Here is a 23,455-nt window from a genome sequence, read left to right as displayed (position 1 = left end):
CAGTCATGACTGAACCGTTTTCATTTCGCCGGCGTTTCCGCTTTCCCCTTTGGTGGTTGCTTCCGCTACTGCTGCTGGCCGGTTTCGCCCTGTTGGGTGACAACGGCGTGCTGCGTCTGTGGAAGGGGTACCAGCAGCGCCAGGAACTGCGGATCAAGGTGGGGCAGTTGCGTGATGAGAACCGCCATCTGCGGCGGGAAATCGAAGCGTTGAAAAATGATCGGCGCACAATCGAGGACCTGGCAAGGCGAAAACTCGGGATGGTTCGTCCGGATGAGCTGGTCTATCAGTTTCCGCCAACCGGAAAGACGGGGACTGCAGCGGAAAAATGATCGTCAGGGGACGGGTCGGCTGCCTTGACACCCCGCTCGACGGAGCGCTAACATGTCCTGCCGTTTCAACCGGGTCAGTTCGTCGCTGATTCAGGTCTTGAACAAGGAGGCCCCATGAGCCGTCCGAACCAGAAAACCTGCCTGGTCTGTGCCTGGCGGGCGAATTGCCTGAAACGATTCAATAGGGGCAGTGACGTCAGCCTGCATTGTCCTGATTTCAGCGAAGATCTCACCTTGCGCAGGTCGTCGGCACAGGATGCCGATGAAGATTCTTCAGAACTTTCCGGGAAAAAATGAAAAAACAACTAGAAAAGCATATTGTCACCGCTCTTGAATCCTGCTTTGCCGAGGGAACCCTCGATTCCGCCCAGTTGCCGTCCGGCTGGACCATCGAGGTTCCCGGCAACCCGGACCATGGCGATTTCGCCAGCAATGTGGCCATGACCATGGCTCGCGCCGAGCGCAAGGCCCCGCGCAAGATCGCCGAAATCCTGATTGCGGCTCTCGGCCGGGTTGACGGTCCCTGGGAACGGGTCGAGATCGCCGGCCCCGGTTTCATCAACTTTCATCTCAAACGCGGCTGCTGGTACGCGGTCCTCGACCAGGTCCTGAGCCGGGGACGATCCTATGGATTGGCGCCTGAGGCCGGTGGTGAGAGGATCCAGGTCGAATTCGTCAGCGCCAATCCCACCGGGCCACTGCATATCGGCCATGGCCGCGGCGCGGTGGTCGGCGATGCCGTGGCCTCACTGCTGGAGGCGGCCGGGCATCAGGTGCAGCGCGAATACTATATCAACGACGCCGGCAACCAGGTCACTCTGCTCGGCCGTTCGATCTGGCTGCGGTTGCGCGAGCAGGCCGGCTGTCCCGTTGATTTCCCCGAAGATGGCTACCAGGGGGAGTATATTCGTGAAGTTGCGGCCTCGCTGGCCGCGGAACAGCCGGCCCTGGTGGATGCGCCGGAAGCCGAGGCGGTGCCGATCTGCAGCTCCTATGGCGTCAAGCTGTTGCTGGGTAAAATTGAGGAAGATCTGGCCTGTTTCGGCATCCGTTTCGACAACTGGTACAGTGAGTCGTCCCTCTACGAGCGTGACCTGGTGGCCGAAGAACTGGGCAAACTGAAAAAACTCGGACTGACCTTCGAAAAGGATGGCGCCCTCTGGCTGCGGACCACCGACTACGGTGATGACAAGGACCGGGTGCTGATCCGTTCCGACGGCAGCCCGACCTATTTTGCCTCGGATGTCGCCTACCACATGGAAAAATTCGATCGTGGTTTTTCGCGGGTGATCGATGTCTGGGGGGCGGATCACCATGGCTATGTTCCGCGTATGAAGGCGATGCTGGCCGGTCTCGGGCGTGAACCGGAGGCTCTGCAGGTGTTGATGATTCAGATGGTCAACCTGCTTCGGGGCGGAGAACCGGTGTCCATGGGGAAACGTTCCGGCCAGTTTGTCACTCTGCGTGAGGTGGTTGACGAGGTCGGCCGGGATGCCTGCCGTTTCTTCTTCCTCATGCGGCGAGCCGACAGCCAACTCGATTTCGATCTTGAGCTGGCCAAACAGCAGAGCAATGACAACCCGGTCTACTATGTCCAGTATGCTCATGCCCGGATCTGCAGCATCAACCGCAACGCGGCCGAGCAGGGATTGCAGGTGCCGGGGGTCGGAGAAGCCGATGTCGATCGACTGACCGGGGCCGAAGAACTGGCGCTGGCCAAGATGCTGTACCAGTATCCCGAAACATTGGCGACGGCGGCCCGCAATCTGGAGCCGCACCGGGTTATTTATTATCTGCAGGATCTCGCCGCCATGTTTCACAGTTATTACAATCGTTGCCGGGTGTTGGGTGAAGATGTCGAAACCGGTCGGGCCAGACTCTATCTGTTCAACGGTGTTCGCCAGGTCCTCGAAAACGCCCTGCGGCTGCTGGGTGTCAGCGCGCCGGAACGGATGTAGGGGAGGGGAGGCGGCAACATGGCTCAAGCTCAGAGAGTTGTTTCGCGCACGCAGCGACGCATGGAACGTAAACAGGCGGTGATCCTGGTGCTGCTGGTGCTGGTGGTGTCTCTGGCGAGTTTTTCACTTGGGGTCATGGTCGGCCGCAGTGGCGGTCGCGAGCCGTCGCCGGTTGTCCGGATGGATCAGCCCTTGTCCCTGCCGAAAGCCAATTCAGCGGGGGTGGCGTCCACTCCCGCGGCGGGACAATCCCCCCCGGCGGCAACGACCGATGCGTCCTCCGGAACTCAGGCTCCGGCCGCTGCCGATGAAGGCGCGACCGACAAGCTGACCTTTTACGACACCCTGCCGCGCGGCGAGCAACCGCTCGGCAGTGGTATCAACCTGCCGCCGGTGACAACACCCGCGCCGTCGTCACTCCCGGAAAAGGGGGCTGCTGCCACCAGGCCGGTTCGTCAGGCCCGCCCGGCGGTGGTGCCGAAACCGGTTGCGCCCGCGCCGCGCACGATGCCTTCCGCCGCACCCGTTTCGGGGCCTGGTTACGTGGTGCAGATCGCCTCCTTCCAGAAGGCGGAACAGGCGACCGCGTTGCGCAACCGGTTGGCCGGCAAGGGCTATGTGACCTTCGTCAAACGGACCGATCTCGGCAGCAAGGGGATCTGGCACCGGGTTTACGCCGGACCGTACAGTGAGCGCGGGCTTGCTGATAAGGCCGCCGGACGATTGCGCAAGGAAGAAAAATTTTCACCGCTGGTGCGCAAACGCTGAGCCGTGGTGTGTGGCGCGGATGGAGCGAAAAAAAATCTTGACTTTGCCACTTCGGGCGAGTAAATTCCCAAGCTCTGACGCGGGGTGGAGCAGTTTGGTAGCTCGTCGGGCTCATAACCCGAAGGTCGGGGGTTCAAATCCCTCCCCCGCAACCAGAATCAATGCCTTTCGGGATGGAAGGCTGACCATAGTTTACGGCGGTGTAGCTCAGTTGGTTAGAGCATGCGGCTCATATCCGCAGTGTCCGGAGTTCGAATCTCTGCACCGCCACCAACCATGACAGCAGCCCCCTTCGGTTTCGGAGGGGGCTGCCGTCGTTTCGAGGCTGCCGTGTTTCAGCAATTCCTTGCCGCCCTGCAGGGGCCATGTCGTCTTGCCGCCGGAACCCGGCTGGTTGTGGCCTGCTCCGGTGGCGCCGATTCGATGGCGCTGTTGCAACTGCTTGTTCTGGCGGCCCCGGCCCTGGATCTTCATCTCGTTGTGGCCCACCTGGATCATGGCCTGCGTCCGGAGAGTGGTGAGGACGCACGATTTGTCGTTTCACAGGCCGATCTCCTCGGCCTGCAATGCTTTGTCGAACGGGAGAATATCGCTGCCGCAGCCGCCGGCGGGAATCTCGAAGCCGTTGCCAGGAGGGTACGTCGCAGTTTTCTTTGCCGGGTGGCGGAACGGACCGATTGCAGCCGTATTGCTCTTGGTCACCACCGCGATGATCAGGCGGAAACAGTCCTGTTTCGCATTTTGCGTGGTTGCGGCACCACCGGCCTGGCCGCCATGGCGCCATGTGATCCCCCTTTTCTTCGCCCCCTGCTGGGTTTCTCCCGCAATCAGTTGCGGGCTTTTTTACATGACCGGCAACTGACGTGGCGGGAGGACCGCAGCAACCGTGACCTGGCCCGGACCCGCAACCGTCTGCGTCATCAGGTTCTGCCCCTATTAAGCGAAATTCAGTCGGATGCGCCTGAGAAGTTGGCCGAATTGGCCTCCCGGGCGGGGCGGGACGAGGATTACTGGCGGCAGATGGTTGACGACTGGGCCGACTGTCACGTTCACTCCGAGACCGACGGCGCGTGGCTGCCGCTGGCCTCTCTGGCGCAACAGCATCCCGCCCTGAGGCACAGGATCTGGCTGCAGTTGCTGCGGCGGTACGGCGGCAGGGATGACTACGGTGAAGTTCACCTGGTTGCATGCGAGAGGTTGCTCGAGGCCGCCCGACCGCAGTTGGCGGTCGATCTGCCCGGACTTTGGGTGGCGCGTCGTTACGACCGGGTGCTGCTGCGCCGGCAGCCCCCGGAAATTCCCGGCGAGTGGCAGATTGAAGTTGCCGCCCCGGGAGTCTACCCACTTCCCGACGGCCGGTTTCTGCGATTGGCTTTCGCGGAAAGGGGCAGGGCCCTGGGAGAAAATGAGGTTGAATTCTCCGCGGATCAAATCCGTTTTCCCCTGTGGTTGCGGAACCGACGTCCTGGAGACCGTTTTTACCCTTGCGGCGCACCCGGTCAGCGCAAGCTCAAGGATTATTTCATTGCCGCCCGGTTGAGTCATGAACAGCGGGCCGGTCAGGCGCTGCTGGTCGGGGACCGGATTCTCTGGGTTGTCGGTCTTCGCCGGTGCCATGGGCTGGTCGCGGGAGAGGGTGCAAAAGTGCTGCGGTGCTCGCTTGTTCGGGGGGCGGAGGGGACAAAACTGCTTGAGAAGACGACTTTTTCGTGTTAAGTTTTCCGGATCATTAAGCGCTTGAGGAAGAGCGCATTCCTGTCGCTACGCCACCTAGGGGGTACCGTGAACCAGTTTTATAAAAATCTCGCTTTGTGGTTGGTCATTTCCCTGGTCATGATCCTGCTGTTCAACATGATGACACAGCATGGACAGGATCAGAAGCCGATCAGCTACACGGCGTTTTTAGAGGCCGTCAATGACGGCCAGGTCAAGGAAGTCACCATCCAGGGGCCAAATCTCGAAGGTCGCTACGAGGATGGCAAGTCTTTCAAGACCTACATTCCGGATGATCCTGAACTGATCAAGGATCTTCGCGCCAAGGGGGTTGTTATCCAGGCGCGTCCCGAGGAGGATCGCAGTTTCTGGTTCACCCTGCTGGTTTCCTGGGGACCGATTCTGCTGCTGATCGGGGTATGGATCTTTTTCATGCGCCAGATGCAGTCCGGCGGCGGCAAGGCGATGAGTTTCGGCAAGAGCCGGGCCAAGCTGCTCAACGACGGTCAGGCCCGGGTGACCTTCAAGGATGTCGCCGGAATCGATGAAGCCAAGGATGAACTTGAGGAAATCGTCGCCTATCTCAGGGACCCGAAAAAGTTCTCCCGGCTTGGCGGCCGTATTCCCAAGGGCGTATTGCTGGTCGGGGCACCGGGAACCGGCAAGACGTTGCTGGCCCGGGCGATAGCCGGTGAAGCCGGGGTTCCCTTCTTTTCCATCTCCGGTTCTGATTTTGTCGAGATGTTTGTCGGCGTCGGTGCCAGCAGGGTGCGTGACCTGTTCGTACAGGGCAAGAAACAGGCACCCTGTATCATTTTTATTGATGAAATCGATGCCGTCGGCAGGCACCGCGGAGCCGGTCTGGGGGGGGGGCACGATGAACGAGAGCAGACTCTCAACCAGTTGCTGGTCGAGATGGACGGGTTCGAATCCAACGAAGGCGTGATTCTGATCGCTGCCACCAACCGTCCCGACGTTCTCGACCCCGCGCTTTTGCGTCCCGGTCGTTTCGACCGTCAGGTGGTGGTGCCGCGTCCTGACATCAAGGGACGGTTGAAAATCCTGCAGGTTCATGCCCGCAAGGTGCAGATGGCGGACAATGTCGATCTGGAGACCGTTGCCCGCGGCACGCCTGGTTTTTCCGGGGCTGACCTGGCCAACCTGGTCAATGAGGCGGCCCTGCTTGCCGCCCGAGCTGACAAGAACCGGGTTGAAACCGAGGAACTTGAGGCCGCCAAGGACAAGGTGATGATGGGCGCGGAGCGACGTTCGATGGTCATCACTGAAGATGAGAAAAAGGTGACGGCCTACCACGAGGCGGGGCATGCGCTGGTTGCCCAGTTCATTCCGGGTGCTGATCCGGTACACAAGGTTTCGATCATTCCCCGGGGGAGGGCCATGGGGGTCACCATGTATCTGCCCGAAGAAGAAAAATACAATGAAACCAAAGTCGGGTTGCATACCAAGATCTGCACCCTGCTCGGTGGTCGGGTGGCCGAAGAACTGACCTTCGACAGTGTTACCTCCGGTGCCGCCAACGACCTGGAACGGGCCACGGCCATTGCCCGCAAGATGGTCTGCGAATGGGGGATGAGTGATACCCTCGGACCCCTGACCTTCGGTGAAAAGGAAGGTGAGGTTTTCCTCGGCCGTGATATGGGCCATATAAAGAATTACAGTGAGGACACGGCGCGGCAGATCGATGAGGAGATCCAGGCGATCGTCACCTCCAATTACCAGCGTACCCGGCAGATTCTGGAAGATCATAAGGCTGAACTGAATCGGGTCGCCGAGGCGTTGCTGGAGCGGGAGAATCTTGACGCCGGGGAGCTCAAGGACCTGGTTTTCCCGGCGGAACAGACCCCTGCGGACAGGGATTCCGACAGACGGGCTGTTCCGGAGAATGCGCCGGAGGCCGATCCCCCGGAGTCCTGATGCCCTTCCTTGCACAGGCTCCGGCCCCTGTCCTTGAGGGTAGAGAGTGTCGGATTCAGCTTGATCGCCCGCGAATCATGGGGATTCTCAATCTGACCCCTGATTCCTTTTATGACGGCGGCTGTTACACTGGTCTGGATGGGGCTCTGCGCCATGCGGAACGAATGTTGGCTGAAGGCGTCGACCTGATCGATGTCGGCGGCGAAAGTACCCGTCCCGGTGCCGCGGTTGTCAGCGAAGAGGAAGAACTGGCCCGGGTTGTGCCGGTGGTCGAGGCCCTTGTCGGGCGGCTTGGGCCGATCATTTCGGTTGATACCAGCAAGAGTCGAGTGGCACGCGAATGCCTTGCCGCCGGTGCTCATTTCGTCAACGATATCAGCGGTCTCAGTTTTGATGCCGAGATGGCTCAGGTGGTTGCCGCTGCCGGAGCCGGGCTGTTTCTGATGCACACCCCGGCGCGCCCGGATCGGATGCAGCAGCAAACCGGCTACGATGATCTCTTAGGTGAAGTTGTTGCCTTTCTGCGTCGGGCTATGGATCAGGCCGAGGCTGCCGGAGTTCCCCATGCAAAGCTGGCGGTTGATCCCGGTATTGGTTTCGGCAAAGATGTGACCGGAAATCTTGAACTTCTGCGCCGCCTTTCCGAGTTGCGGTGTCTTGGAGTGCCGATTCTCCTGGGGACTTCACGCAAGAGTTTTATCGGTCGGATACTCGACCAGCAGGATCCGGAGCAGCGCCTTGCCGGAACCCTGGCGACGGTGGCACTGGGAGTCAGCCGGGGTGCCATGCTGCACCGGGTGCATGATGTCGCCGCGGCACGCCAGACGGCGCTGATGGCCTGGGCGGTTTGTCGCGATCCCGTTGTCTTTTAGGTCGCCCGTGTCCCGTTACGCTCGGGACGAATGATTCCCGTTATTTCTCTGCTGCACAGGATGGAGCCCCATGGGCGGTCTGATTGACGCACTGCATGATTTTCGCTGGTTGCTCGATGCACTCGATATCGGGCTGGTGGCGTTTATTATCTATCGCATCATCCTGTTGATCAAAGGCACCCGTGCGGTGCAGATGCTGCTCGGCCTGGCGGTCGTTCTGATCGTCTATGTCGTCTCCCAGGCCTCCGGGCTCTATACCCTGCACTGGTTGCTCGATAATTTCCTTTCTTCAATCATTCTGGTCATCGTTGTCATCTTCCAGAATGATATCCGGCGGGCGTTGATTCACGTCGGCCGGAATCCCTTTTTTGCCGACATGTCGTATCGGGAAGAGAGCGCGATCATGGAGGAGCTGGTCAAGGCCTGCGTCATTATGGCCGGCAAACGCATCGGCGCGCTGATCGTCATCGAACGTGAAACCGGGCTCAACGATTTTCTTGAGGTTGGTGTCGAGATTGACGCCCAGGTCAATTGCGAGCTTATCATTTCCATCTTCAATCCCAAGGCCCCGATTCACGACGGCGCCCTGATCCTGCAGGAGGGACGCCTGAAACGTGCCGGCTGCTTTTTGCCGCTGACCCAGGATACCACTGTCAGCAAGGCCCTCGGAACCCGGCATCGCGCCGCTATCGGGCTCACCGAACTGGTCGATGCTCTGGCGATTGTCGTGTCGGAGGAAACCGGCAAGATTTCGGTGGTTATCGGGGGGCGGATTACCCGTGATCTCGACTCTAACGGCTTGAAACGGGTGTTGAAGAAACTGCTGGAGCCGAAGGATCGCAAGACCCGGAAATCCCCGAAAAAACGGTGATTTATGCTGAGTAGCCTGGCGCAAAACTGGTTCCTGAAACTGATTTCACTGATATTCGCTCTGGTTCTGTGGTTTTTTGTCATGGGAGAACGGCGACAGGAAATCGGCCTCTCCGTCCCCCTCAACCTCGGCAATATTCCAAAGGGGATGATGATTGCCAATGAAGTGCCGAACCTGATCGATGTGCGTATCAGTGGGCCACGTACCCTGCTGATGAATCTCAGCCCGCAGGATGTCAGTATTTCTGTCGATCTGAAGGGCCTGGAACCGGGAATCACTTCCTTTAAACGTCTTGATGAACGGCTTAATATCCCCAGCGCGTTGCGTGTCACGCGACTCTCTCCATCCTATGTCGATGTCAAACTGGAACGGGTTAAAAAGAAGAGTGTTCCGGTTAAGGTGGCCGTCAGCGGTGAACCGCCCGAAGGCTACAAACTGGTCAAGGTCAGTATCAAACCGTCAAAGGTTACGATCGAGGGCGCCGAGAGCGAACTGAAAAATGTCCACCAGGTCCAGACCGAGCCGGTTGATCTGGCCGGAGTCAAAGAGAGTTTTACGCTGATGGTGCCGATTGCTTACCGCGGCACCTATACCAGGCTGACCGGACAGGCGGCCGTTGAAGTGCAGGTCACAATTAAGGGACCTCCTGAGCCGGAGGGCAACCTGGTGGAAAAGGTTCCGGCCGAAACTGCCGGTGATGCCGAATCCGCCGGCGGCGCCAAGGGCTCCGCCGGCAAAAAACAGGACGCAAAATGAAGAAGAAGTTGTTCGGCACCGACGGTGTGCGCGGCGTTGCCAATATCCACCCGATGACCAGTGAAATCGCCATGCAGCTCGGACGGGCGGTGGCCTATATTTTCAAGGACGGTGTGAAGCGACATCGAATCGTCATCGGCAAGGATACCCGTCTTTCAGGTTATATGATCGAGAATGCCCTTGCCGCCGGGATCTGTTCCATGGGCGTTGACGTGTTGCTGGTCGGGCCCCTGCCGACACCGGGTATTGCCTTTATCACCTCGTCGATGCGGGCCGATGCCGGGGTGGTGATTTCCGCTTCTCACAACCCCTATCAGGATAACGGCATCAAGTTTTTTTCCGGCGACGGATTTAAACTTCCCGATGAGCAGGAACTGAGTATCGAAGATCTGATTTTCTCGAAAAAGATCGATGCCCTGCGACCGATTGCCGCCGAGGTCGGCAAGGCCTTCCGTATCGATGATGCCGGCGGCCGTTACATCGTCTTCCTGAAAAATTCCTTCCCCCGTGATCTTGACCTTAAGGGCCTTAAAATTGTCCTTGATTGCGCCCATGGCGCCGCCTACAAGGTCGCACCGGCGGTGCTTGAGGAACTTGGGGCGGAGGTGGTTCGTCTCGGGGTGTCTCCGGACGGGACCAATATCAATGCCGGTTGCGGCAGCCTTCATCCCGAAGGGATTGCCGAAGCGGTGCGCGAGCACCGGGCTGATCTCGGTATTGCCCTGGATGGTGACGCCGACCGGGTTATCTTTGTCGATGAATTCGGTAACGAGGTCGACGGAGACCATATTATGGCGATCTGCGCCATTCGGATGCTGGACTCCGGAACCCTGGCCAATAAAACGCTGGTGGCGACGGTGATGAGCAATCTCGGCCTCGAACTGGCGATGCGCAAGGCCGGCGGCAGGATGGTCCGTACCGCCGTCGGCGACCGCTACGTGGTCGAGGAGATGCGCCGTAACGGCTATAATTTCGGTGGCGAGCAGTCGGGGCACATGATTTTTCTTGATCACAATACCACTGGCGACGGTATGCTCTCCGCGTTGCAGGTGCTGGCGATCATGCAGCGCAGTGGGCGCAGACTCTCGGAACTTGCCCGGGTGATGACCGCTCTGCCGCAGGTACTGGTCAACGTCCGGGTTGCCGAAAGACGCGATCTTTCAGAATGTCCCGGTGTACGGAAAACTGTTGCCGCAGTGGAAAAAAAGCTCGGTCGGGAAGGGCGGGTATTGATCCGTTATTCAGGTACCGAACCGTTGCTGCGGATTATGCTGGAAGGATCTGACAAACGGCAGATCGCCGAAATGGCAAATGACATCGCGGTCATGGTCAAAAATGAAATCGGCGTGGAAGAGGAGGCTTGATCCAGTGGCAAAACTAGGCGTCAATGTTGATCATGTTGCCACGGTGCGTCAGGCCCGTGGCGTCAGTGAACCCGACCCGGTTATCGCCGCGTCTCTGGCGGAACTTGCCGGAGCCCACGGTATCACCGTCCATCTGCGCGAAGATCGCCGCCATATCCAGGACCGTGACGTGCGCCTGCTTCGACAGACAGTGCAGTCACGGCTCAATCTGGAGATGGCGGCAACGGACGAGATGGTCGGCATCGCGCTTGATATTCTTCCCGACAGTGCCACTCTGGTTCCGGAAAAACGTGAGGAATTGACCACCGAGGGCGGGCTGGATGTTTGCCTGCATCGAAACCTGATCAAGAAACAGACCGGTCTTCTGCGGCAGGCCGGTATCAGTGTCAGCCTTTTCATCGACCCTGATATAGAACAGGTCAAGGCGGCCCATCGGGCCGGCGCCGACTTTATCGAAATCCATACAGGATCCTATTGCGAGGCACGTACCGACCAGCTTCGCCGTCAGGAACTGGAGAAGATCGAAACCGCCCTGCGGGCCGGGCGCAAGCTTGGCCTTGGGGTCAACGCCGGACATGGTCTCAATTACCAGAACGTCGATAAAGTGGCGGCGCTGAGCGGGTTTCATGAATTCAATATCGGTCACAGCATCATCTCCAGGGCGGTGCTGGTCGGCATGGAGCGCGCGGTGCGTGAGATGCTGGCGTTGATCAGCTGATGCAGCTCACATCTTCCATTGCCGGGTTGGGCGTCGACCTGGTTCGCATTTCCCGTTTTGAAAAATTGCTTGCCGACCCGGCCAGGGCGGTCCTGGGGCGGCTTTTCACCGCTTCGGAACGGGATGACTGCCTGGCCCGGGCGGTTCCGGCCCGCCACTTCGCCGCCCGCTTCGCCGCCAAGGAGGCACTGCTTAAGGCTTATGGCCTTGGCCTGCGTCAGGGGCTCAGTTGGCAGGATATGGAGGTGGTTCGTGACGCGCTGGGAAAACCATCCTTTGTCCTGACGGGAACGGCGGCCGAACTGCAGGCGGAGCGCGGGTTGCTGCCGCCGGTACTCTCCTACAGCCATGACGGTGATTACGCCATGGCAACTGTTATACTGGAGAAGTCATGCGAGTCCTGACTGCCGAACAGATGCGCGAACTGGATCGGCGCACCATCGAGGAGATCGGGGTGCCGGGCGTCGTTCTGATGGAAAATGCCGGACGCGCGGTTGCCGATGTTCTGTGCCATGAGTATGCCGACCTTTCTCCGGGACCGGTGCTGATTCTGTGCGGCAGGGGGAATAACGGCGGTGATGGCTTCGTGGTTGCCCGGTTGCTGCTGGATCGCGGCTGGCAGGTTGAAACCCTGTTGCTGGCCGAGGCCGATCAGGTTGTTGGTGATGCCGCCGTCAACCTGCGGGCACTGAGGAATCGCCATGGAAAGATCACAGTCGTCGTCGATGAGGAGAGCCTGCGGACCGAACTGGCTCGTTGTCAGCCGAAACTGGTGGTCGACGCCCTGTTCGGCACCGGTTTGAATGCCGATCTGCGCGGCCATGCGACGATGGCCGTCGCGTGGATCAACGCTTTCGCGGGACCGGTTGTGGCGGTCGATATTCCGTCGGGAGTTGCCGCCGGAAGCGGTCGGCAGCTCGGTTGTGCCGTCCGGGCCGATGTGACGGTAACCTTTGCCGCGCCGAAACTCGGTCACCTGCTTCATCCCGGTGCCGAGTTGCGGGGGGAATTGCGTATTGTTGATATCGGCATCCCGCAACGTCTGGCCGAAGATCTGGACGAAAGTTGCTTTTGGTTGACCGCGGAGGAGGCGCGCTCCCTGCTCCCGGATCGTCCCTGTTGCGGACACAAGGGCACTTTCGGGCATCTCCTGCTGGTTGCCGGTTCCCGAGGTAAAAGCGGAGCGGCGGTTCTCGCCGCGAAGGCCGGTTTGCGCAGTGGCGCTGGGCTGGTCTCGGTGGCTGCGCCCGGCAGCCAGCAGCCGATTATCGCGGCTGCGGTTCCGGAAGCGATGACGGAACCGTTGGCCGAGGATCAGGGGAAGATCGCGGCCGCGGCGGCTGATGCGCTGTCGCGACTGACGGTCGGAAAACAGGCGCTCGCCATCGGGCCCGGTTTGGGACAGTCCTCTTCGATCCGGTCGCTGGTGACCCGTCTGCTTGGTGACTGGAAGGGCCCCCTGGTGCTCGACGCGGATGCTCTCAATGTCCTGGCCGACGCAACTGAGATTCTGCGTCGTCATGGTGGAGAGCCACTGGTGGTGACGCCGCATCCCGGGGAGATGGCTCGTCTGCTGGGAACACGTGTCGCTGAGGTTGAAGCCGACCGACCGTCCGCGGCCCGTGATTTTGCCATGCGCCGGGGCGTGGTGGTGGTCCTCAAGGGGGCACCGACGCTGATTGCTTCTCCCTCGGGAGAGTGGGCGGTCAACAGCAGTGGTAACCCGCTGCTGGCCACTGCCGGTAGCGGCGATGTCTTGACCGGGCTGATCGGTGGACTGCTTGCCCAAGGACTGAACAGTTTTGCAGCGGCACGCCTGGGTGTCTACCTGCATGGCGCTGCCGCAGACCGGTTGCGTTGCCGAATCGGGGATGCCGGCATGCTTGCCGGTGAACTGGCCACCGAAATTCCCTCGACCCGCCAGGCTTTGAAAGGAGGCTAGCTATGCTGACCGCTGCTGACATCATGACCCGCGAAGTCTACACGGTAACACCTGACACCAGCGTTGATGAACTGGGGAAAAAGTTTGTCGAACTGGACAAGAACGCCTTGCCGGTGCTCGATGAGCAAAAGAAGCTGTTCGGCATCGTCACCCAGACCGATCTGGTCGAGCAGGACCGTCCCCTGCATATTCCGACCGTAATTTCGATTTTTGACTGGGTTTTCTATCTCGAAAGCGAAAAGGAGTTCCGGCAGGAAGTCGAGAAGGTCACTGCCCGCCGGGTTGATGCTATCTGCCGTCGTGACCCGCCAACCTGTCGCCCGGAAACACCCGTTGCCGAATTGGCGCAGATGATGGTCGATAAAAAAGTTCACCTGATTCCGGTCGTGGATGACAATCGTCATGTCCTCGGCGTGGTCGGCCGGCTTGATATTATTCGCTCGATGAATTTATGAACTGTTGCTGGGAAATGCTCAGTCGCAGCGCGGAGGATACCCATCGTATCGGACGGATGTTCGGCGAGACTGCTCCGGCGGGGGCGGCGCTGTTTCTCAATGGTGAACTGGGGGCGGGAAAAACCTGCTTTGCCCAGGGAGTGGCTGCCGGTTTGGATGTCCCGGAGCGGATGCCGGTGACCAGCCCCTCCTATACCCTGCTCAATCTCTATTCGGGAAGGTTGCAGCTGTTTCATTTCGATCTCTACCGCCTCACGGATATCACGGAGCTGGATGAGATCGGCTTTGATGACTGTCTCTACGGAGATGGCGTCACGTTGGTTGAGTGGCTGGACCGTTTCCCGGATCTGCAGCCGCCGGGAATCTTTCTGCGGCTCGGTTATGGTCAGAAAGAGGACGAGCGTCTGCTCAGCTTCAGCCCCCGGGGAAGCCTGGCCGGAGCTTGGCTGGAACAGGTCCGTAACAGGTGGCAAACGGAAAACGGCCCGCAGATGCCGGGTTGTCAGGGAGGAAACGATGAAGGAATTTGATATCGCAGTCGTCGGAGCGGGCCCCGGCGGTTACGTCGCGGCGATCAAAGCCGCCCGTGCCGGCGCGGCGACCTGTGTGATTGAAGATGACAAAGCTGGCGGAACCTGTCTCAATCGCGGCTGTATTCCGACCAAGGCCCTGTTCAGTACCGCCCACCTGCTGCGTCGTCTGCGGCAGGCTGCCGATCATGGCATCGATATCCCTTCGCTCAATTTTGATTATACCCGTGCCGCTGAACGTAAGGACAAGGTGGTGGCGAAACTTGTCGGCGGGGTTGAACAACTGCTCAAGGGTCATGGTGTCGACCTGTTTCGTGGCCGCGGTACCCTGGAGGGTCCGGGACGTTTGCGGGTGCGGCGAGGAGGGGTGGTCGGTCATGTCCGGGCGAAAAAGATTATTCTGGCGACCGGTTCGTTGCCGGCGGTGCCGAAAAGCCTGCCGGTTGACGAGGAAAATATTTTGACCAGTACCGGAATTCTTGCTATTAAGAACCTTCCGCAAAGCCTGCTGGTGGTCGGTGGAGGCTATATAGGTTGTGAATTTGCAAGTATTTTTTCAACTTTCGGTTGCCGGGTGACGGTGGTCGAAGCATTGCCGCGGCTGTTGGCGATGAGTGACCGGCAGGCGGTACGGGAGGTTGAAAAAAGCTTTCAGAAACAGGATGTCAAGGTTCTCACCGGTACCTCGGTCACGTCTCTTGAGACCATTGACGGCGGGGTCAGGGCGACTCTTTCAAACGGTGACGTCCTGCAGGTGGAAAAAGTTCTGATCGCGATCGGCAGGCGACCCAATACCGAAGGTCTTGGGCTTGAGGAGGTCGGCGTCGCCCGCGATGAGCGTGGTTGTGTTCGGGTTGATGACCAGATGCGCACCAGCGTTGATGATGTTTATGCCATCGGCGACGTGACCGGCGGCATTCAACTGGCTCATGTTGCTTCCTACCAGGCCGGTATTGCTGTGACCAACGCTCTGGGGGGGGCGGCGCATGCGGACTACCGGGTGGTGCCGAGTTCCATTTTCACCCTGCCCGAAGTCAGCCAGGTCGGCCTCAGTGAAGAGCAGTGCAAGGAGCAGGGGATCGAGGTTGCGATCGGCCGCTTCGCTTACCTGGCGACCAGCAAGGCGGTCTGTGAAGGCGAAACCGAAGGATCAATCAAACTGCTTGCTGAAAAGAGGAGCGGTCGCCTGCTCGGCGCGTCGATCGCCGGGGCCGATGCCTCGACCCTGATTGCCGAGGTCGGTGTCGCCATGGCCGCCGGTCTGACAGCTGAGCAACTCGGTGAAATTATTCATTCTCACCCGACCCTTCCGGAGATGGTCAAGGAGGCGGCTGAGGATGTCAGCGGTCAGGCCGTTCACAAGGTCGGACGGCGTAAACGTTAACAGTTGCCGGTCACTGCATGTGCCGGTCTCAGGGAGGACGGAAGAACCATGGCTCTGGTGGTTCAGAAATACGGCGGAACGTCGGTCGGCACGGTCGAGCGGATCCGCAATGTTGCCCGCCGAGTGGCAAAAACCTATGATAAAGGCAACGATGTGGTGGTCATCGTCTCGGCCATGGCCGGAGAAACCAACCGCCTGGTCGCCCTGACCCAGGAGGTCTGTGAATTTCCCAACGAGCGCGAATACGACGTTGTTGTTTCGACCGGAGAGCAGGTGACGATCGGCTTGCTGGCGATGTGTCTGCAGTCGATGGGGTACGCCGCCAAGAGTTATCTCGGCAGCCAGATCCCGGTACGGACCGATGCCGTTCACACCAAGGCCCGAATCGACTGCATTGACGATGCCCGGGTGCGGCACGATCTCGATGCCGGCAGCATTATCATCGTCGCCGGTTTCCAGGGTATCGATCCGGACGGCAATATCACCACCCTCGGCCGCGGCGGCTCCGATACCTCCGCGGTGGCTATGGCGGCAGCTCTCAAGGCCGATGTCTGCGAGATATACACTGACGTTGACGGCGTCTACACGACCGATCCGCGCATTGTCGACAATGCTTCCAAGATTGAGAAGATCTCCTACGACGAGATGCTTGAAATGGCCTCGTTGGGAGCCAAGGTGCTGCAGATCAGGAGTGTCGAGTTTGCCAAGAAATACGGCGTGGTCATTCACGTCCGCTCAAGTTTCAACGACCACCGGGGGACCCTGGTGACGAAGGAGGATGCCGATATGGAAACCGTGCTGGTTTCGGGAATCGCCTATAACAAGGATGAAGCCAAGATCTCCGTGCTGGGAGTCCCCGACAAGCCCGGCATTGCCTCGCAGCTCTTCACGCCGCTGGCGCATGCCAACATTACCGTCGACATGATCATTCAGAATGTTTCAAGTGACGGCATCACCGATATGACCTTCACCGTCCCCAAGGGAGATTATCGGAAGGCCCTGCAGATTGTCGGGGAGTGCGCCCGGGAAATCGGTGCCGCCGAGGTTTGCAGTGACGAGGCGATCTCCAAGATTTCCATTATCGGTGTCGGTATGCGTTCTCACTCCGGGGTTGCCAGCAAGATGTTCCAGGTCCTGGCGCAGGAGGGTGTCAATATCCAGATGATTTCGACCAGCGAGATCAAGGTTTCCTGTATTATCGACGCGAAATATACCGAGTTGGCGGTACGTGTTCTGCACGAGGCTTTCGGGCTGGGTGCCGAGGATGTGCAGCAGGAATAGACTGCTGCGCTCCGGCGCAGCTATTTTGCGGGTGGCCTGCCGATATGGGCGGGCTCCTTTGAGAAGGGGAGGAGAGTATGAGTCAGATCCGTTTGTATGATACGACCCTGAGGGACGGCACCCAGGCCGAAGATATTTCGTTTCTGGTTGCCGACAAGGTTCGTATTGCCGAAATGCTCGATGACCTTGGCATCCATTATATTGAGGGCGGGTGGCCGGGATCCAATCCGAAGGATATCGCTTTCTTCAAGGAGATTCGCAACATCTCCCTCAAACAGGCTAAAATCGCCGCCTTCGGATCGACCCGTCGGGCCAAGGTCAAACCGGAAGATGACGACAACATCCGTACCCTGATCCAGGCCGAGCCGGATACCATCACCATCTTTGGAAAATCCTGGGATTTTCATGTGCGCGAGGCGTTGCGGATCTCCCTGGAACAGAACCTTGAGTTGATCAATGACTCGCTGGTTTATCTCAAGCAGCATGTCGGTGAAGTGATCTATGATGCCGAACACTTTTTCGACGGTTACAAGGCCAACCCCGCGTATGCCCTGCAGACGCTCAAGGCGGCTGCCGATGCCGATGTTGACTGCATTGTCCTGTGTGATACCAACGGCGGCTCCCTGCCGTTTGAGATCGCCGACATCATTGACGACGTCAGGAAACATATCAGCACTCCGCTCGGGATTCATGCCCACAATGACAGTGAATGTGCTGTTGCCAACTCCCTGACCGCTGTTGAACACGGCGCCGTTCATGTCCAGGGAACCATCAATGGTTTTGGTGAGCGCTGCGGCAATGCCAACCTCTGTTCCATCGCTCCGGCTCTGGCCCTGAAGATGAACCGCCCGTGCATGACCGAAGACCAACTGCGCCATTTGCGGATCGCTTCGCGGACGGTGTACGAACTTGCCAACCTGGTGCCGAACAAGCATCAGCCCTACGTCGGCAATTCGGCCTTCGCCCACAAGGGCGGAGTGCATGTTTCAGCCATCCAGAGACACCCCGAAACCTACGAGCACATCCGTCCGGAGAAGGTCGGCAATCTGACGCGGGTGCTGGTCTCGGATCTTTCCGGGCGCTCAAATATTCTGGCCAAGGCCGAGCAGTTCAATATTGATCTTGACAGCAAGGACCCGGTGACCCAGGAGATTCTTGAAACCATCAAAAATCTGGAGAACCAGGGGTTCCAGTTCGAGGGAGCGGAAGCCTCCTTTGAGTTGATGATGCGTCGGGCCCTCGGCACCCTGCGGCATTTCTTCTCGGTCCTCGGGTTTCGGGTGATCGATACCAAGCGCCATGATGATGACAATCCTCTTTCCGAGGCGACGATCCAGGTCAAGGTCGGTGGCAAGATCGAGCATACCGCGGCTGAAGGGCGGGGGCCGGTCAACGCTCTCGACCATGCCCTGCGCAAGGCGCTGGAGAAGTTCTATCCGCAGCTCAAGCAGATGAAACTGCTCGACTACAAGGTTCGGGTTTTGCCGGCAGGCCGTGGTACGGCTTCCATTACCCGGGTTCTGATCGAGTCGGGAGATAAAAACTCCCGTTGGGGAACCGTCGGTGTCAGCGACAACATTATCGATGCTTCCTACCAGGCCCTGATCGACGCCATCCAGTACAAACTTGTCCAGGATTATGCTGCCGACAAGAAAGAGTAAACGGGATGGCGGTCGCCTGCTGGGCTTGCTGCTGCTGGTTCTGATAGCCACATCATTTTACCGGGGTCCCCTGCTACATTGGGGGACCCCGTCTTTTGTTTTTGACCATAATAAGTTACTGATATCACTTGGAAAAGGGTTTTGCAGTCCGGGCATCCACCAATTTTCTGACGCTTCTGATGTATTGTCCGTCATTTCAATGACGGTTTCTTCGGAAAATCGGGCTCGCCTCGTTCGGGAGTTGCGGAGATGGCCGATCAGAAGCGGAGAATGCCTTGAATTTACAGGGAATCAGGCGCAAAATCAGGTTCTTGTGCGGCATTGGATGCCGGCGGCGCAGCGGGTTGTTTTAGGGATACCGCTTCACCCTGACCGAATGACAGAATCGGATTGGTGTTTTTTATCGGGCGTGGGGCCGGGTTTGGCCCGGCGGATTGTTCAAAATCGTCAAAAATATGGCGATTTCCGTAACTTCAATGGACTTCAGAGAGTTCCCGGTATCGGTCCTGCTGTATTAAGAAAAAATTCAGCATTATTTTGATCTTGGAAGTTGCCGAAAAATAAAGAGAAAAAAAATTAAGGATAAATATTACTAAAAAAGTCATTTTATTTTTCTCAGTCTGGCACGTCCTGTGAAATAGCTCTATGGCACACGGGAAAGAAAACATCCTGTCAGGGATTTGATCAAGCCATTGAACAAGGAGGAGACGCCATGAAATGCCCGAAATGCCGTGGACGCATGTACGCTGAGAAGTATTACGATTTTGTTCGTTCCTTCGACGCCTGGAAGTGCTGCTCCTGTGGTGAGGTGGTCGATCCGACGATTCTCGCCAACCGGGCGAGGAACAACAATGTTTTTCTGGGTTGAATGACCCACGTAGATTATGTCGTTACAAAAGGCCGGGCTGCACGCCCGGCCTTTTGCTATTGGTGTTGCAAGGGGTAAACTGTTTTAGTGACTAGGGTTGCGGTCTATTTGGGGAGAGACATTGTATGGGGAAGACTATCTGTTTGCCGAAATTGAGCGAGGAGATGCAGGAGGGCACCCTGCTTGGCTGGCGTGTCGGAGTCGGGGATCCGGTTCATCAAGGGCTTGTCATTGCCGACATTGAAACCGACAAGGCGACGATTGAGTTGGAAGCCGATTGTGATGGGGTGATTGCCGCGTTGCCGGTTGCAGTCGGGGAGACAGTGCCGGTTGGCGGTGTTCTCGCTCTGATCAGCGATGCTTCACAAGAGCGACGGGGGGGGGCGGGCAGCCGTGAGACCGGTCCCATGTCACCGGCGGCCGAACAGAGAGTCGCGGAATTGGGTCTGGACCCCGCGACTCTTGTCGGCAGCGGCCCCGGGGGCAGGATTGTTCTGGAGGATGTCGAACGGGTTGCCGGTGTTTCATCCGGGGCGACAGCGTCCATGCGGGAAACTCCGGAGAAACCTGCCAAATTAAAGAAATCAGTGAAAATCAGGCGTATCATGGCACGCAAGATGACGGAAGGATGGCGTACCATCCCCCATTTTTATGTCACTTACGCGATCGATATGACAGATGTCATTCGTTTTCGTAAAGATCTTGATATTACCATTAATTCGTTTGTTCTGGCCGCTGCGGCCCGGACTCTGCGGGAACATCCCTGGGTGAACAGCTGGTGGGTTGACGGTGAGGCCGTTGAACAGCCGAAAGTCAATATCGTCATGGCGGTCGCGACGGACCGCGGGCTCTACAATCCGGTCCTCAAGGATTGCAGCGGGATGAGTCTCAAGGAAATCAGCCGCCGGGCCGCCGAGCTTGTTGACCGGGCACAGCGGGGCAGGTTGCTGCCGGAAGATCTTGATACGGGAACTTTCACGATCACCAACATGGGCATGCTCGGAGTTGAATCCTTTCGAGCCATCATCACCCCCCCCAGGCGGCGGTGCTGGCGGTCGGAACGGTGCGGGGCGAGGTGATTGTCGATGATCATGGGGAACCGGCGGTTGCCACTGTGGCGCGCATGACTCTGGCGGCCGACCACCGGATTCTGGATGGCGCGGATGCGGCTGAATTCATGATGACGCTGAAAAGTTATCTGGAAGCACCGATAACTCTTCTCACTTGTGACTATGGTGACGAGGGGAGCTGAGTCAGTCCCCTTTCCTCCCAGAATTTTTCCGCTCCCGGATGAAGCGGTGTTACGACTCCTGTCAGTGCGCCGGTGATGGACATTGCCCGGGCGGTACTCTTGACCTTGACCATGTAGCTCAATCCTTCAGGGCTGAAAATATCTTCCAGGGCGCGATGGACGATTTCTGACGGGACCTGGCTGCCGACAATCCAGAGAGCGGCATCCTGAAAAGTCCTGATGTCCCTGCCGAGTCCGGGGTAGGTGGCGGCTGGTATGGTGACCGGATCGTAGAAGGGGTAGTTTTGCAGGAGCTGTTCCTCGGTCCCGGTTTCCCAGGTATCCACCAGGCGGATTTTTTTTCGGGCGGCGAGTTGGGTGACGCTGGCATTGGGACATCCGGCCAGGATCCACATGGCGTCTATCTGGCCACCGGCCAAGGCTCGCGCCGCCTCGCTGTAGCCGATAAATTCAATCTTCATCCGTGTCCAGAGACCCCGTGCGGTGAAGTAGCGTCGTGCGGCGGCCGCGGCGCCTGAACCGGTTCCCCCGACAGCAATCCTGTGCCCGACAAGGTCTTTGACCTTGTGAATGTCACTGCTCGCGAGAGTGACCAGGTGGACCGGTGCTCCGTACAGATAGGCCATGACCCGGACGTTAAGGTCGTTTTTCGGATCTTTGTCGAGTCTCCCTTTTGCGGCCAGGAAAATGTCTCCCGCATAGGCGATGCCGAAATTGGCTTCGCCGGTGTTGACACGGCGAATGTTTTCCACGGAGCCGGCCGAGGAAAGATTGTTGACTTCGAGGTTGTTGGCCAGACGGCTGAGGCGGGTGGCAATTCCGTTGGAGAAGTACTGGAAGGTTCCGCCGTCGGGTCCCCCGCTGAACTGGAGTGTTGTCGTCGCGGCTCCTCCGGTCTGCGGAGGGACCAGGAGGAGCAGGAACAGTATTGCCAGAACCGTAAACGGCCGGCGAATGGTCATCAGGCCCTCCTTGAACTGATGCAAAAAGGGCGGTACAGGGAAGACCCTGTACCGTCCCGCATAGGATGCCGGAAGGATCTTCTCTCAGTTCGGCAGGGGAATGGCGAAGACCGGCCGTTTCGACTTGCGCAGCACCTTCTCCGCCGTACTGCCGAGAAAGGTATATTCAAGGGCCCCTTTACCGTGTGTTCCCATGACGATAACGTCGGCCTTGATTTGATCGGCGACCTGCAGGATTTTCGCGACGGTCGGGCCGTGGGTGACGATGCTTCCGGCAAAACGTTTCAGATCCTCTGGATGGTCGGTCAGTTCAGTGGTGGCAAAATGATCGATTTCAGCGTGGATCGCGGCCTGTGCCCTGGTCTCATGCTGAGCTTCAAAGTCTTCCAGTTTTCCTTCCCCCATGACCGCGGCAACATAGCTGCGAACCGTAGCGTCAATTTCGGGGACGACATGAAGCAGATGGATTCTGGCATCATTATGGCGGGCCAGCATCACCGCGTGGCGGAATGCGTGTTCCGAGTTGGGACTGAGGTCGGTGGTCACGAGAATGTTCTGATATTGAGGCAGCATGGGATCTCCTTATCAATCGCGTTTCAGGAAATGACGACAACGACATCCTGTCTTCTTGTCCGGTCACTCACCGGGTGTTGGAAACGTGTCGGCGGTACCTGGTCAATTTTAACATGCTTCAGCGGTTTTCGGTCAGCTGTAGATATACATTGGACGGGTATGAATGTCGTCTTTTCTGCTTCTCACCGGCAGTATTTATTGCTCCGCCGCCACCGTGTCTTCGATCAGCTTTCTGCCGATTGTGTCGTAGAATTCGGGATAGATTTTCCGCAGTCGGATCTGCCAGGCATGACGCTGCTCCGGGGTCAGGTCGTGGATGCGGGTTTTGCCGGAGAACCTGATGGCCTTCAGGCTCTGCCGATTCAGTTCGGCCGCCCTGCCGCGGATATAGGCGGTGGCTTCCTGCAACGAGCTGGTAATGATTTTTTTCTGTCGGCCGGTGAGCTGGCCCCAGAAGAGCTGGTTGGTGACCACCAGGTAGCCGAGATAGCCGTGGTTGGTGAGACTGAGATCTTTCTGAACCGCATAAAATTTTTTGCTGTAGATGTTGGACAGGGTGTTTTCCTGCCCATCAATCGTTTTGTGCTGCAGGGCGCCATAGACCTCGGCAAAGGGAAGCACTTCCGGTTGAGCCCCGAGAGCCCTGAATTGTCTGGCCAGGACCATGGAATTCATAATCCTGAATTTCAGGCCGGCGGCATCTGTGGGGTACACCAGCGGGCGGTTGGCCGTCAGTTGTTTGAAGCCGTTGTCCCAGAATCCGAGTCCGACCAGTCCACGTTTGGAAACACTTCTGAGCAGGGCCCGTCCGACGTCTCCATCGAGGACCCGGTGCAGGTGCCGGGTGTTTTTAAATAGAAACGGGAGGTCGAACAGCTGCAGTTCCGGAACAAATCGGGTGAACTTGGCAAACGCGGGAGCTGCCATCTGCAGGACATTCAGGGAAAGTGCCTCGATGGCTTCGTGATCGCTGTAGAGAGAAGCATTGGGGTAGACTTCGACCCTGATGCTTCCCTTTGATTTCTGCTCGACAAGTCGTTTGAAATAGAGTGCGGCCTGCCCTTTCGGAGTGTCGGTGGCAACAACATGGCTGAACTTGATCGTCACCTGGGCGGCCGGAGCCGGTGTGATGACGGCCAGCAGAAGCAGAGGCACCAGGAACATGAACAGGCGGTAGGGCTGCAGGCTGAGCTGCCTGATGATGGTTTTTCGAGTCAAACGTCGCATCGTTTCCGGTCGTCATAAGGATGTCCTGCCGGC

23 protein-coding genes, 2 tRNA genes and 1 pseudogene are annotated in these 23,455 nt (G+C 58.4%); 23 read left to right on the top strand and 3 right to left on the bottom strand.

Features of this window, described 5'->3' with window-relative positions; translation table 11 throughout:
- The first annotated feature begins 5 nt into the window (after window positions 1-5).
- The 23 genes and pseudogenes from C2E25_RS01565 to C2E25_RS01455 all read left to right on the top strand — a co-directional run bounded on the left by C2E25_RS01565 (window position 6) and on the right by C2E25_RS01455 (window position 20,660).
- On the top strand, window positions 6-332 hold the full coding sequence (locus tag C2E25_RS01565; protein ID WP_103114059.1) for an FtsB family cell division protein: 327 nt from the start codon (window positions 6-8) through the stop codon (window positions 330-332).
- A 114-nt stretch (window positions 333-446) separates the two neighbouring features.
- On the top strand, window positions 447-629 hold the full coding sequence (locus tag C2E25_RS01560) for a hypothetical protein (RefSeq protein WP_103114058.1): 183 nt from the start codon (window positions 447-449) through the stop codon (window positions 627-629).
- Window positions 626-2,290, top strand: coding sequence for an arginine--tRNA ligase (gene argS, locus C2E25_RS01555; protein WP_103114057.1), 1,665 nt, complete (start codon window positions 626-628; stop codon window positions 2,288-2,290). Before C2E25_RS01560 ends, argS begins: the two co-directional genes overlap by 4 nt.
- A gap of 18 nt (window positions 2,291-2,308) precedes the next feature.
- Window positions 2,309-3,058 carry an SPOR domain-containing protein gene (locus C2E25_RS01550; RefSeq protein ID WP_103114056.1) on the top strand — a complete coding sequence of 250 codons (750 nt, stop codon included), beginning with the start codon at window positions 2,309-2,311 and terminating at the stop codon, window positions 3,056-3,058.
- 78 nt (window positions 3,059-3,136) lie between these two features.
- Window positions 3,137-3,213: transfer RNA gene (locus C2E25_RS01545), tRNA-Met, on the top strand.
- Between the two features lie 41 nt (window positions 3,214-3,254).
- Window positions 3,255-3,331: transfer RNA gene (locus C2E25_RS01540), tRNA-Met, on the top strand.
- Window positions 3,332-3,388: 57 nt separating this feature from the next.
- Window positions 3,389-4,774, top strand: coding sequence for a tRNA lysidine(34) synthetase TilS (gene tilS, locus C2E25_RS01535; protein ID WP_158247087.1), 1,386 nt, complete (start codon window positions 3,389-3,391; stop codon window positions 4,772-4,774).
- 66 nt (window positions 4,775-4,840) lie between these two features.
- Window positions 4,841-6,706, top strand: coding sequence for an ATP-dependent zinc metalloprotease FtsH (gene ftsH, locus C2E25_RS01530; protein WP_103114054.1), 1,866 nt, complete (start codon window positions 4,841-4,843; stop codon window positions 6,704-6,706).
- Complete coding sequence (gene folP, locus C2E25_RS01525) at window positions 6,706-7,578, top strand: dihydropteroate synthase (RefSeq protein ID WP_103114053.1); 873 nt, start codon at window positions 6,706-6,708, stop codon at window positions 7,576-7,578. Before ftsH ends, folP begins: the two co-directional genes overlap by 1 nt.
- Window positions 7,579-7,648: 70 nt before the next feature.
- Window positions 7,649-8,449, top strand: a complete 801-nt coding sequence (gene cdaA, locus C2E25_RS01520) for a diadenylate cyclase CdaA (RefSeq protein WP_103114052.1) — start codon at window positions 7,649-7,651, stop codon at window positions 8,447-8,449.
- An 81-nt stretch (window positions 8,450-8,530) separates the two neighbouring features.
- Window positions 8,531-9,205 carry a YbbR-like domain-containing protein gene (locus C2E25_RS01515; RefSeq protein WP_233189297.1) on the top strand — a complete coding sequence of 225 codons (675 nt, stop codon included), beginning with the start codon at window positions 8,531-8,533 and terminating at the stop codon, window positions 9,203-9,205.
- Window positions 9,202-10,569: a phosphoglucosamine mutase gene (gene glmM, locus C2E25_RS01510; RefSeq protein WP_103114050.1), complete on the top strand. Its 1,368-nt coding sequence runs from the start codon at window positions 9,202-9,204 to the stop codon at window positions 10,567-10,569. The genes C2E25_RS01515 and glmM overlap by 4 nt, the downstream gene beginning before the upstream one ends.
- A 4-nt stretch (window positions 10,570-10,573) precedes the next feature.
- Window positions 10,574-11,287 (top strand): pyridoxine 5'-phosphate synthase, encoded by a 714-nt coding sequence (locus C2E25_RS01505; RefSeq protein WP_085009285.1) that lies wholly within the window; start codon window positions 10,574-10,576, stop codon window positions 11,285-11,287.
- A complete protein-coding gene (gene acpS, locus C2E25_RS01500; protein WP_103114049.1) occupies window positions 11,287-11,691 on the top strand; it encodes a holo-ACP synthase in 405 nt (134 codons plus the stop codon). Before C2E25_RS01505 ends, acpS begins: the two co-directional genes overlap by 1 nt.
- On the top strand, window positions 11,679-13,229 hold the full coding sequence (locus C2E25_RS01495) for an NAD(P)H-hydrate dehydratase (RefSeq protein ID WP_103114048.1): 1,551 nt from the start codon (window positions 11,679-11,681) through the stop codon (window positions 13,227-13,229). Before acpS ends, C2E25_RS01495 begins: the two co-directional genes overlap by 13 nt.
- Window positions 13,230-13,231: 2 nt before the next feature.
- Complete coding sequence (locus tag C2E25_RS01490; RefSeq protein ID WP_103114047.1) at window positions 13,232-13,684, top strand: CBS domain-containing protein; 453 nt, start codon at window positions 13,232-13,234, stop codon at window positions 13,682-13,684.
- Entirely contained in the window at window positions 13,681-14,214 is a 534-nt protein-coding gene (tsaE, locus tag C2E25_RS01485) for a tRNA (adenosine(37)-N6)-threonylcarbamoyltransferase complex ATPase subunit type 1 TsaE (protein ID WP_103114046.1), read from the top strand. Before C2E25_RS01490 ends, tsaE begins: the two co-directional genes overlap by 4 nt.
- On the top strand, window positions 14,201-15,598 hold the full coding sequence (lpdA, locus tag C2E25_RS01480) for a dihydrolipoyl dehydrogenase (protein ID WP_158247086.1): 1,398 nt from the start codon (window positions 14,201-14,203) through the stop codon (window positions 15,596-15,598). The genes tsaE and lpdA overlap by 14 nt, the downstream gene beginning before the upstream one ends.
- A gap of 48 nt (window positions 15,599-15,646) precedes the next feature.
- Window positions 15,647-16,879 carry an aspartate kinase gene (locus C2E25_RS01475; RefSeq protein ID WP_103114044.1) on the top strand — a complete coding sequence of 411 codons (1,233 nt, stop codon included), beginning with the start codon at window positions 15,647-15,649 and terminating at the stop codon, window positions 16,877-16,879.
- 77 nt (window positions 16,880-16,956) lie between these two features.
- Complete coding sequence (gene cimA / locus C2E25_RS01470) at window positions 16,957-18,540, top strand: citramalate synthase (protein WP_103114043.1); 1,584 nt, start codon at window positions 16,957-16,959, stop codon at window positions 18,538-18,540.
- Window positions 18,518-19,081 carry a ComEA family DNA-binding protein gene (locus tag C2E25_RS01465; protein ID WP_103114042.1) on the top strand — a complete coding sequence of 188 codons (564 nt, stop codon included), beginning with the start codon at window positions 18,518-18,520 and terminating at the stop codon, window positions 19,079-19,081. The genes cimA and C2E25_RS01465 overlap by 23 nt, the downstream gene beginning before the upstream one ends.
- A 171-nt stretch (window positions 19,082-19,252) precedes the next feature.
- Window positions 19,253-19,408, top strand: a complete 156-nt coding sequence (locus tag C2E25_RS01460; protein WP_103114041.1) for a hypothetical protein — start codon at window positions 19,253-19,255, stop codon at window positions 19,406-19,408.
- A gap of 125 nt (window positions 19,409-19,533) precedes the next feature.
- Window positions 19,534-20,660 (top strand): annotated as a pseudogene (locus C2E25_RS01455) (dihydrolipoamide acetyltransferase family protein).
- Here the strand turns inward: C2E25_RS01455 and C2E25_RS01445 are convergent.
- From C2E25_RS01445 to C2E25_RS01435, 3 genes are all read right to left on the bottom strand, one after another.
- The gene (locus C2E25_RS01445; RefSeq protein ID WP_103114038.1) at window positions 20,639-21,622 is read right to left on the bottom strand and encodes a TAXI family TRAP transporter solute-binding subunit; all 984 of its coding nucleotides are present in this window, start codon (window positions 21,620-21,622) and stop codon (window positions 20,639-20,641) included. The pseudogene C2E25_RS01455 and the gene C2E25_RS01445 sit on opposite strands and share 22 nt — an antisense overlap.
- Before the next feature lie 84 nt (window positions 21,623-21,706).
- Entirely contained in the window at window positions 21,707-22,195 is a 489-nt protein-coding gene (locus tag C2E25_RS01440; protein ID WP_103114037.1) for a universal stress protein, read from the bottom strand.
- Between the two features lie 195 nt (window positions 22,196-22,390).
- Window positions 22,391-23,422: a TRAP transporter substrate-binding protein gene (locus tag C2E25_RS01435; protein WP_233189296.1), complete on the bottom strand. Its 1,032-nt coding sequence runs from the start codon at window positions 23,420-23,422 to the stop codon at window positions 22,391-22,393.
- Window positions 23,423-23,455: the final 33 nt, after the last annotated feature.

Source organism: Geothermobacter hydrogeniphilus (genome assembly GCF_002898515.1).
GTDB lineage: Bacteria > Desulfobacterota > Desulfuromonadia > Desulfuromonadales > Geothermobacteraceae > Geothermobacter_A.
The sequence above is the reverse complement of the archived record's forward strand: the minus strand, read 5'-3'. Positions and strand labels throughout refer to the sequence as shown.

What these genes read in the sequence shown, in the direction of transcription:
- argS (WP_103114057.1), top strand. Translation starts at nt 626, where the DNA reads ATGAAAAAACAACTAGAAAAGCATATTGTCACCGCTCTTGAATCCTGC.
- folP (WP_103114053.1), top strand. Translation starts at nt 6,706, where the DNA reads ATGCCCTTCCTTGCACAGGCTCCGGCCCCTGTCCTTGAGGGTAGAGAG.
- acpS (WP_103114049.1), top strand. Translation starts at nt 11,287, where the DNA reads ATGCAGCTCACATCTTCCATTGCCGGGTTGGGCGTCGACCTGGTTCGC.
- C2E25_RS01515 (WP_233189297.1), top strand. Translation starts at nt 8,531, where the DNA reads ATGGGAGAACGGCGACAGGAAATCGGCCTCTCCGTCCCCCTCAACCTC.
- glmM (WP_103114050.1), top strand. Translation starts at nt 9,202, where the DNA reads ATGAAGAAGAAGTTGTTCGGCACCGACGGTGTGCGCGGCGTTGCCAAT.
- C2E25_RS01560 (WP_103114058.1), top strand. Translation starts at nt 447, where the DNA reads ATGAGCCGTCCGAACCAGAAAACCTGCCTGGTCTGTGCCTGGCGGGCG.
- C2E25_RS01550 (WP_103114056.1), top strand. Translation starts at nt 2,309, where the DNA reads ATGGCTCAAGCTCAGAGAGTTGTTTCGCGCACGCAGCGACGCATGGAA.
- cimA (WP_103114043.1), top strand. Translation starts at nt 16,957, where the DNA reads ATGAGTCAGATCCGTTTGTATGATACGACCCTGAGGGACGGCACCCAG.
- C2E25_RS01490 (WP_103114047.1), top strand. Translation starts at nt 13,232, where the DNA reads ATGCTGACCGCTGCTGACATCATGACCCGCGAAGTCTACACGGTAACA.
- C2E25_RS01475 (WP_103114044.1), top strand. Translation starts at nt 15,647, where the DNA reads ATGGCTCTGGTGGTTCAGAAATACGGCGGAACGTCGGTCGGCACGGTC.
- C2E25_RS01460 (WP_103114041.1), top strand. Translation starts at nt 19,253, where the DNA reads ATGAAATGCCCGAAATGCCGTGGACGCATGTACGCTGAGAAGTATTAC.
- C2E25_RS01565 (WP_103114059.1), top strand. Translation starts at nt 6, where the DNA reads ATGACTGAACCGTTTTCATTTCGCCGGCGTTTCCGCTTTCCCCTTTGG.
- cdaA (WP_103114052.1), top strand. Translation starts at nt 7,649, where the DNA reads ATGGGCGGTCTGATTGACGCACTGCATGATTTTCGCTGGTTGCTCGAT.
- C2E25_RS01435 (WP_233189296.1), bottom strand. Translation starts at nt 23,422, where the DNA reads ATGCGACGTTTGACTCGAAAAACCATCATCAGGCAGCTCAGCCTGCAG.
- C2E25_RS01465 (WP_103114042.1), top strand. Translation starts at nt 18,518, where the DNA reads ATGCTGCCGACAAGAAAGAGTAAACGGGATGGCGGTCGCCTGCTGGGC.
- C2E25_RS01495 (WP_103114048.1), top strand. Translation starts at nt 11,679, where the DNA reads ATGCGAGTCCTGACTGCCGAACAGATGCGCGAACTGGATCGGCGCACC.
- lpdA (WP_158247086.1), top strand. Translation starts at nt 14,201, where the DNA reads ATGAAGGAATTTGATATCGCAGTCGTCGGAGCGGGCCCCGGCGGTTAC.
- tsaE (WP_103114046.1), top strand. Translation starts at nt 13,681, where the DNA reads ATGAACTGTTGCTGGGAAATGCTCAGTCGCAGCGCGGAGGATACCCAT.
- C2E25_RS01445 (WP_103114038.1), bottom strand. Translation starts at nt 21,622, where the DNA reads ATGACCATTCGCCGGCCGTTTACGGTTCTGGCAATACTGTTCCTGCTC.
- C2E25_RS01440 (WP_103114037.1), bottom strand. Translation starts at nt 22,195, where the DNA reads ATGCTGCCTCAATATCAGAACATTCTCGTGACCACCGACCTCAGTCCC.